At 63.1% G+C, this 8,778-nt stretch carries 6 protein-coding genes; 4 read left to right on the top strand and 2 right to left on the bottom strand.

Annotated features, from left to right (window positions below; genetic code table 11):
• Positions 1-157 precede the first annotated feature (157 nt).
• Entirely contained in the window at positions 158-2,038 is a 1,881-nt protein-coding gene (locus ACE04F_RS22750) for a methyl-accepting chemotaxis protein (protein ID WP_486110019.1), read from the bottom strand.
• 260 nt (positions 2,039-2,298) lie between these two features.
• Between ACE04F_RS22750 and ACE04F_RS22755 the strand changes: the two genes are divergently transcribed.
• The 3 genes from ACE04F_RS22755 to ACE04F_RS22765 all read left to right on the top strand — a co-directional run bounded on the left by ACE04F_RS22755 (position 2,299) and on the right by ACE04F_RS22765 (position 6,375).
• Positions 2,299-2,799, top strand: a complete 501-nt coding sequence (locus tag ACE04F_RS22755) for a sigma-70 family RNA polymerase sigma factor (protein ID WP_486110020.1) — start codon at positions 2,299-2,301, stop codon at positions 2,797-2,799.
• Between the two features lie 4 nt (positions 2,800-2,803).
• Positions 2,804-3,784 (top strand): FecR domain-containing protein, encoded by a 981-nt coding sequence (locus ACE04F_RS22760; RefSeq protein ID WP_486110021.1) that lies wholly within the window; start codon positions 2,804-2,806, stop codon positions 3,782-3,784.
• Positions 3,785-3,870: 86 nt separating this feature from the next.
• Positions 3,871-6,375 carry a TonB-dependent siderophore receptor gene (locus ACE04F_RS22765; RefSeq protein ID WP_486110022.1) on the top strand — a complete coding sequence of 835 codons (2,505 nt, stop codon included), beginning with the start codon at positions 3,871-3,873 and terminating at the stop codon, positions 6,373-6,375.
• 152 nt (positions 6,376-6,527) lie between these two features.
• On the opposite strand, the gene ACE04F_RS22770 is transcribed toward ACE04F_RS22765, so the two are convergent.
• The gene (locus ACE04F_RS22770; RefSeq protein WP_486110023.1) at positions 6,528-7,601 is read right to left on the bottom strand and encodes a fatty acid desaturase; all 1,074 of its coding nucleotides are present in this window, start codon (positions 7,599-7,601) and stop codon (positions 6,528-6,530) included.
• 99 nt (positions 7,602-7,700) lie between these two features.
• Between ACE04F_RS22770 and ACE04F_RS22775 the strand changes: the two genes are divergently transcribed.
• Positions 7,701-8,705, top strand: a complete 1,005-nt coding sequence (locus ACE04F_RS22775; RefSeq protein ID WP_486110024.1) for an AraC family transcriptional regulator — start codon at positions 7,701-7,703, stop codon at positions 8,703-8,705.
• Positions 8,706-8,778 lie beyond the last annotated feature (73 nt).

Raw genomic sequence — 8,778 nt, forward strand, 5'->3', positions numbered from 1 at the left:
GCTCGGCTGCGCAGCAGTCGCCAAACCGGCTGCTGCGGTCCGCCTGGAGAAATGCCAGGGCCCGCTTCGCAGGCCAGCGGGAGCAAGCTCCCTCGCCACAAGTAATCCCATGGAGAGCCGTGCTTAGGCTGCTCGCAATGGCGCTGGTTCGGCTGAATCAGATCTTGAAGCTGTCCACCAGTTGCTTCAGCCGATTGGCTTGTTGGGACAAGGCGTCGCAATCCTTCAGCGTTTCGTTGAGGTTGGCGACGCTCTGCTGGTTCAGCAGGTTGATGTGGCTGACGTCCATGTTGAGGGTTTCCACCACGGCGGTCTGTTCTTCGGTCGCGGCAGCCACCGACTGGTTCATGCCGTCGATCTCACCGATACGCTGAGTCACGCTGACCAGGCGCAGGCCGGCCTGGTTGGCCACTTCCACGCTTTCTTCGCTGGAGGCCTGGCTGGCGTTCATGGTGGTCACCGCTTCACGGGAACCGACCTGCAGCGATGTGATCATTTTGTGGATTTCTTCAGCCGATTCCTGCGTGCGGTGCGCCAGGTTGCGCACCTCATCGGCCACTACGGCGAAGCCGCGCCCGGCTTCACCGGCACGGGCCGCTTCGATGGCGGCGTTCAAGGCCAGCAGGTTGGTTTGCTGGGAGATGCCCTTGATCACATCGAGGATGTGCCCGATGTTGTCGGTGCTGGCGTTCAGGGTTTCGATCTGGGTGCACGACAAACTGATCTTCTGCGACAGCTCGGTCATCGCATGGATGGTTTTTTCCACCACCTGGCGACCGTCGTCGGCTTGCTCGCTGGCGCCGCTGGCCTGTTGCGAAGCATCGGCGGCATTGCGCGCGATTTCCTGGGTCGCGGCGCCCAACTGGTTGATCGCAGCGGCCACGCTGTTGGTGCGGGCGCTCTGCTCATCCGAGCCGACAAGCGAGGCGTTGGACGATGTCATCACCCGTTGCGACAAATCGTGCACCTGCCGCGTGGCCGAAGACACTTCGGCGATCGATGCATGGATGCGCTCGACGAACTGGTTGAACGATCCACCCAGCACAGCGAACTCATCCTTGCCCTGCACGACGAGACGGCGGGTCAGGTCGCCTTCGCCCTGGGCAATGTCCTGCATGGCGCGGCCCATGGTGGTCAACGGACGCATCAAGACCTGGATCAGCAGGCTCAGCAGCAACGCGATCGCCGCCACCGCGACGAACATCGCAATCAACGCAGACGTACGGAAATGGCTCAGCGGCGCGTAGGCCTTGGCCTTGTCGATCGACAGGCCGATATACCACTCGGCGTTCGGCAAGCCTGCCACCGGAGTAAACGAAAGGATGCGGTCCTCCCCATTCAATTCGACTTCCTGAACGCCTTTGCCGATGCGCACCGGCGTGCCCGGGTAGATGTCCTTGAGGTTTTTCATCACCTGGTCTTTGTCCGGACTGACGATCACCTGGCCGTCGCCGCTGACCAGGAATGCATGGCCGATGCCGCCGAAATCCACCGAGTTGATGATCTTCACCAGGGTTTCCAGACTCAGGTCACCGCCCACCACGCCGAGCAGCTCACCGTTGTGCCTGACCGGCAGGGCAATGGTCACCACCAGACCGCCAACGGCCGCCATGTAGGGTGGCGTCAGCATGGTTTTATCGGCCGCGACCGCCTGCTTGTACCAGGGGCGCTGACGCGGATCGTAGCCGTCGGGCATCTTGGCGTCAGGCCGCTGAGTGAAAACGCCGGTGTTCTGGCCGACATAGGTGAACTGGAAATTCGCGGTCAAGGCCGGCTGGTCGACGAGCCCCGGCAAATCGGCCCCGGCGCCCTGGTGCGCAATGTTCTGCGCCAGGTTCTCCAACACCAGCACACGGCCGCTCATCCAGTTCTGGACGCTGCTGGCCGTCAGGTCGCCGGATTGCTCGATGGACGACTCCAGGCTGCGACCGATGGTGTTGCGCTGCAGATAATCGTTGTAGAGCGTGAACAGGGCAAAAGCCAGGACCACCACACCAGAGGCGGCCAGGAGGATTTTGTGACTGAACTTCAGATTCATGGATGGGCTTCTTATGCAGGTAGTGGAGTGCAACTGCCATGTAACCGGGGGGCGCGATATTGGATCCGCTCCATTTTGGTGCACCTATATCACTCTGTCGGCCAATGCCTACAAAAAATTAGGCCGCTGTTCGATTGTCCGACGGAACGGCAGGTCGGCATGCCATGGCGCCCGCAGGCGAATGAATGGTGGTTGCAAAATTGATCCGCGCTGATGACAATGCGACCTATTATCATTTGTGACTCCAGGCCGTCGCGTTCATGTCATCCCCCCAGTTTGCAGTACAGGCGCTCTACAGCAGCCATCACGGCTGGCTCCACGCATGGCTGCGCAACCGCTTGGGCAATGCCGCCGATGCGGCGGACCTGGCTCAGGACACCTTCGTGCGCCTGCTGCAACGCACCGAACGCCTGGAACTCAAGGCCCCGCGCGCCTTTCTGCGCACCATCGCCCAGGGCTTGGTGATCGACCATTGGCGTCGAGAGGAAATCGAACGCGCCTACCTTGAGACCATCGCGCACCTGCCGGAGGCGCAAACGCCCGGCGCTGAAGCCCAGGCATTGATCCTGGAGCTGCTGGAGGCCATCGCCCGGATGCTCGAAGGCCTCAAGCCCAAAGTGCGCAAGGCGTTCCTGCTGGCCCAGTGCGAAGGCCTGACCTACAAGCAGATTGCCGAACAGATGGGCATTTCCCTGCGCTCGGTGGAACGCTACGTTGCCGACGCGTTGTACCACTGCTATGTACTGCGCTATGAAGATTGAACCGATGGACCAGCCTTCGGGCCGGGGCCCATCACAGCAGGTGGTCAAGCAAGCGATCCATTGGTTGCTGCGCCTGCGCAACCATGCCGCCAACCCGGCCCTGCGCCAACAGTGCGAGGCCTGGCGCATCGCTCACCATGACCACGAACTGGCGTGGCAACGGGTGCAATCGCTGCACAGCGAACTGACTTCCAGCCTGCGGGCGGTACCTGGCGCCCGGACTGCCCTCGATACCCTGGAGACCAGCGCCCAGCGCCTCGGCCGGCGCCAGGCCCTGAAGCTGTTGTCCGGCGTGGCGGTGATGGGCTGCGCCGCCTGGCTGGGCAAGGACCTGGGCTGGCAGCCGTGGAGCGCCGATTTCGCCACAGCCACCGGCGAACGACGTGGCTTCCAACTGCCTGACGGCACGCGACTGGAGCTCAATACCAACAGCGCGGCCGACCTTGACTACACGGCTTCGCAACGCCTGATCACGTTGACGCGCGGCGAAATCATGCTCACCTGCGGCCGCGATCCCGGACGCCCATTACTGGTAAAAAGCCGCCACGCCTTGTTCGAGGGGCTGGAGGGCCGCTTCGTCGTGCGCCAGGACAACGACTGCACGCGCCTGAGTGTCACCAGCGGACACGTCGCCATCCGCTCACATGTGGGTAGCGACGGTGCCCCGATCCAGGTGGAAGCTGGACAGAGCTACCTGATCAGCGCCTCCATCGCGACGCTCGCGCCCCCCCTGGACATGGACGCCGGCGCCTGGGCGGACGGTTTGATCGTCACGCGCAACATGCGCCTGGAAGACTTCCTCAACGAAGTGGGACGCTACCGTCGGGGCTATCTGAAATGCGCCGCCTCGATCGCCGATTTGCGCTTGTCAGGCGTCTTCCGCCTGGCAGACACCGACAAGCTGCTGGCCGTCCTGCCGCACACGCTCCCGGTGCAAATACACTACCGAACCCGCTGGTGGATCACGGTGGAGCGTGCGGCCTGATTTTTTTTGGCGGGTTTTGCGCGGGCGTCCGGCTAGGACAGTAAGCAACGCTTATCTGCCTCCAGCGACTCCAACGGAAACCTACAATGACTGAGCGCGTGACTCTCCAGACTTCCCTCGGCTGTTCCTCGCCCACCGGCCCGCTGCGCCAGGCCATCCGCGCCGCGCTGTTGAGCACCGCGCTCGGTGTCGGCGCCCTACCGATGTCCGCTGTCGCGGCGCAGGATGGCGCGATCGCCGGCCGCCAGAGCTACAACATAGCCGCCGGCCCATTGAGCGAGGTACTCAACCAGTTTGCCCGCCAGGCCGGCATCACTCTGGCAAGCACCCCCGCGCAAACCAGCGGCGTCCAGTCCCCAGGCCTGAAAGGCGAATACTCGGCGGACCAGGCCCTGCAGCACTTGCTCAGCGGCTCCGGGCTGGTCGCCGTCAGTCAGGATGGCGGCAGCTATGTGCTGCAAACCACGGCCCCCGACAGCACGTTGGCGTTGCCGACCACCGACGTCAAAGGCTTCGCCCTGGGTAACGCCCTCGGCAGCATGGAAGGCTACAACGCCACCCACAGCCAGGTGGCGACCAAGACCAGTACCGCCCTGCGGGAAACATCGCAAAGCGTATCGGTGGTCACGCGCGAGCAAATGGACGACCAGGGCGCGCAGACCGTGTCCCAGGCCATGCGCTACACCCCCGGCGTGCTGACCAATCCCTATGGCGCGACCCACCGCTACGACTACGTGGCGATGCGCGGCTTCAACGATGGCTCGGTGGACAACATCTACCTGGACGGTCTGAAGTCGATGGGTGACAGCGGCACCTACAGTTCGATTCAGGTCGATCCGTATTTCCTCGAGCGGGTCGACATTCTCAAGGGCCCGTCCTCGGTGCTCTATGGCCGTAGCTCGCCGGGTGGCTTGGTGGCGCTCACCAGCAAGAAACCGCTGTACGAGGCCTATCACCAGATCCAGGCCACGGTCGGTACCCAAGGCCAGCGCGGCATGGGCTTCGACTTCAGCGGCCCGGTGGATGACGACAAGCGCATCGCCTACCGCCTGGTCGGCCTGGCCGATACGTCCGACACGCAATTCGACCACAACAAGGAAAAGCGCTTCGCCCTCGCGCCCACGGTGAGCATCGACTTCAGCGAAGATACCTCGCTGACTTTGCAAGCCTACCTGCAGCATGACCCCGACGGCGGTTACCACGGCGGCATGCCGGCGAACGGCACCTTGCACAAGCGCAACGGCCGGCGGATTTCGGAGAACTTCTTCGAAGGCGAGCCTGGCGTCGACGGCTACGAACGTGACCAGCAGTCGTTCGGCTATCAGTTCGAACACCGTTTCAACGACGTCTTCACCGCCCGGCAGAACTTCCGCTACCTGGATTCTGACGTCAGCAACGACCAGGTCTATGCCTACGACTGGACCACGCCGACCAGCAACGAGCTGAACCGCTATTACACCGGCGCTGAAGAAAAGCTCCACGCCTTCATCGTCGATAACATGCTCCAGGCGGAATTCTTCACCGGCGCCACCAAACACACCGTGCTGATGGGCGCCGACTACCAGCGGCGCAAGACCGTGGTCGACTGGACCAGCGGCAGCCTCGCGCCGATCAACGCCTTCGACCCGGTCTATGGCAACTCGGCGATCAGCTACTTCAGCCCCACCAGCTACCTGCGGCGCCTGGAGCAGACCGGCGTCTATCTGCAAGACCTGATCGAAATGGACAAGTGGCGCTTCTCCCTGGGCCTGCGCCAGGATTGGGTCGAGACTTCGGACGAGAACCGCATCGCCGAATTCGGTCGCCCGGAAGGCACCGAGATCAACGACAAGCGCACCAAACTCACCGGTCGGGTCGGGGCGCTGTACCTGTTCGACAACGGCCTGGCGCCGTACATCAGCTACTCCGAGTCATTCAACCCCAACTCCTACGCCGACAGCGCCGGCAACCCGCTGCCGCCCACCGACGGCAAGCAGTGGGAACTGGGCCTGAAGTACCAGCCGCCGGGCACCGACGACTTGTACACTGCCTCGCTGTTCCGCATCGACCAGGAGAACCTGGCGACCAAGCTGCCCCAGGAAAACTTCTACCGCGCCGTTGGCGCTGTGCGCTCCCAAGGCCTGGAACTGGAAGCGCACCTGCAGTTGACCGAGCAGTTCAAGGTGCTGGGCAGCTACACCTTCACCGATATCGAATACTCGAAATCGATGGTCAGCACCTTGAGCACACCCACCGACATCATCGAAAACAAAGGCAACTCTCCGACCCAGGCCCCGCGCCACATGGCGTCGGTGTGGGCCGATTACAAATTCGACAGCGGCACGCTCGACGGCCTGCGGCTGGGCGGCGGCGTGCGCTATGTCGGCTACAGCTGGGCCGACGCAGAAAACACCATGAAGGTGCCGTCGTACACGCTGTTCGATGCCTCGGTGGGGTATGACCTGGGCAAGGTCGGCTTGAAGGGCGTGGATGTGCGCCTGAACGCGAACAACCTGACTAACGAGACCTACATCGCTTCGTGCGCCAGCCTGAGCTATTGCTACATGGGCGAAGAGCGCAACGTGGCGGCTACGGTGAGTTATCAGTTCTGACCCGTTTTCTGCCTTGATTCATTCTCTGTGGCGGGGGGGCTTGCTCCCGCTCGGCCGGGCTGGCGCTCCAGTGCGTAGCGACCGCTAGATCTGGGGCTGCTACGCAGCCCAGCGGGAGCAAGCTCCCCCGCCACATAGGCTTGTTCTTGTCCTTAAGCCTGGATCGCCTTCGCTTCTTCCCTAGCTACCCCTTCCTCGGCTGAAAACCGATTCGCCCGCCCAAACGTGCCGAAATCATTGAAGCGCACGCCCATCTCCCGCATCACCTTGTGCGCCACCGGCACCGTCATCTGGCGAATGTAGAACGGCTCCTTCACCACGAAATGATGGATGCCGTGGCTGCTGCCGAAATTGAAACAGAATGCCTGCAACGGCCACAGCCACCAAGGGTTCAACACCTGGGTCTGCTGGATGACGTTGCCTGGCTCGACGTCGCCGTAGTAATGCATGTTCGAGCTGACGAAGTGCAGGCAAAAGGTGCGCAGTACATTCGGGCCGATGATCACCACCGCCGCGATGTCGATGACGTGCAAGGTTGCCAGAGTGCTCGTCGACCAGTCGATGGAAGTGCCGAGCAGCCCGGCAACCGCGTTGGCGCCATGGAAACCGAGAAACACGTACCACGCGCCCCAATGCAACAGCGCCAACGGGAAATACACCTTCAGCGTGCGCTTGAGGATGCTGCGCTTGTGTGCCCAGGTCCTGGCTCGCAGCAGGCGAATGAACGCCGACATCACGTTGTCGCCAACCATCAGCAAGCGCGCCAATCCCCACGGCTCGCCGTTGGTGATTGCGCGCTCCTCCAGGTCCGCCTCGCTGCCGGAAACCTTGTGATGATTGAGGTGCAGGTGGCGGCGAATCCACGGATTGATGGTACTCGGCCGCGCCAGCCAGACCAGGCCCATCATCAGGTTGTGCGGCACGCGCTGCTTGCGAAAATACATACTGTGGATCAGGTCGTGTTCCAGCTCGTGGGTCAGGGACGCAAAAAAGGCGTTGAGCAGCAGGCACGCCCAGCCGGCCAGATAGCCGTTGATGTAGAGCAGCGCCGAGCCGGTCATCCCCGCCAGGGCGAACGCCAGGATGCCCGCGCCCAGCGCATCCTGATGCCGCAGGATCGGATAGCGCTCGCGCAATTCTTCGCCCCGGGCCAGGACCACCTGGCGAATATGGGCGGAGCGCTGCTGTGCATTCAATCGCTCGGGGCTTGCGCAAGTGCCGTGCATGGCTTAATCCTCTGTTATCGATGAGCTAATCCTGCCGGGCCTTGCCTCACAGGGTGATAGCCGCAGACGCCAACCTGTTGACCGCAAGCGCCAATTGCCATGACGGAACCCACCTCCCTCGCCAGCTGGACCCGCGCCCTGCGCAAACAGCTCGATGCACTGGGCCTGGACAGCCATGCCTTGTGCCTGGAGGCGGGCCTGGACCCACAATGGATGGATGACCCGAACGCCCGTTACCCGCTCTCGGCCACCACGCGCCTGTGGGCGCTGGCGGTACAGGCCAGCGGTGATCCGGCGATCGGCCTGCGTGTGTCGCGCTTTGTCAGCCCCACCACCTTTCATGCGCTGGGTTATGCCCTGGTAGCCAGCGGCAGCCTGCGGGAAGTGTTCGAGCGGATCGTGCGTTATCACCCGGTGGTCAGCGATGCGCTGACCCTGCAACTGAGCCGTGGCGAGGATCGCTACCGCTTCAGTCTCGACGTACCGGCGGGACGTCCGGCGCCGGCCCTGGAAGCCATCGACGCGTTCGCCGCGATTTACGTGCGCACCTGCCGTAACCGCCTCGGCCGCGATTACGCCCCGCTGGCGGTTTATCTGCGACGACCGGAGCCGGCAGACCCCGCCCCTTGGCATAAAGTGTTCCGCTCACCGGTGCACTTCGGTGCCGGACACGACTGCCTGGAGTTCAGCCTCGTCGATTTCGATAGTCACCTGGACGACGCCAACCCGGAGCTGGCCGAACACAACGAAACCGTGCTCAAGCGCACCCTCGCCCAGCTCCAGCCGTTGACCTGGGAGCGCAAGGTCCGCGCCGCCATCGAAGCACAACTGCCCGAAGGCGAACCCAGCGCCGAACACATCGCCCAGACCATGCACCTGAGTCTGCGCAGCCTGCAGCGACACCTGGCCGACGAAGGCTGCCGCTTCGACGCGCTGCTCAATGAGTGCCGGGAAAACCTGGCGTTGCTGCACCTGCGCGATCCGCAGTGCTCGTTGAGCGAGGTCAGTTATCTGCTGGGCTTTGCTGATACCAGCAGCTTCAGCCGCGCCTTCAAGCGCTGGACCGGGATGACGCCGGGGCAATTCCGGGATGGCTTGCGGTAGGGATCTACAGTGCCTGGGCCGGCCTCATCGCGAGCAAGCTCGCTCCCATTTGATCTGCGGCGCCCACAGAACC

The sequence above is a fragment of the Pseudomonas sp. AGC41 genome, assembly GCF_057334555.1.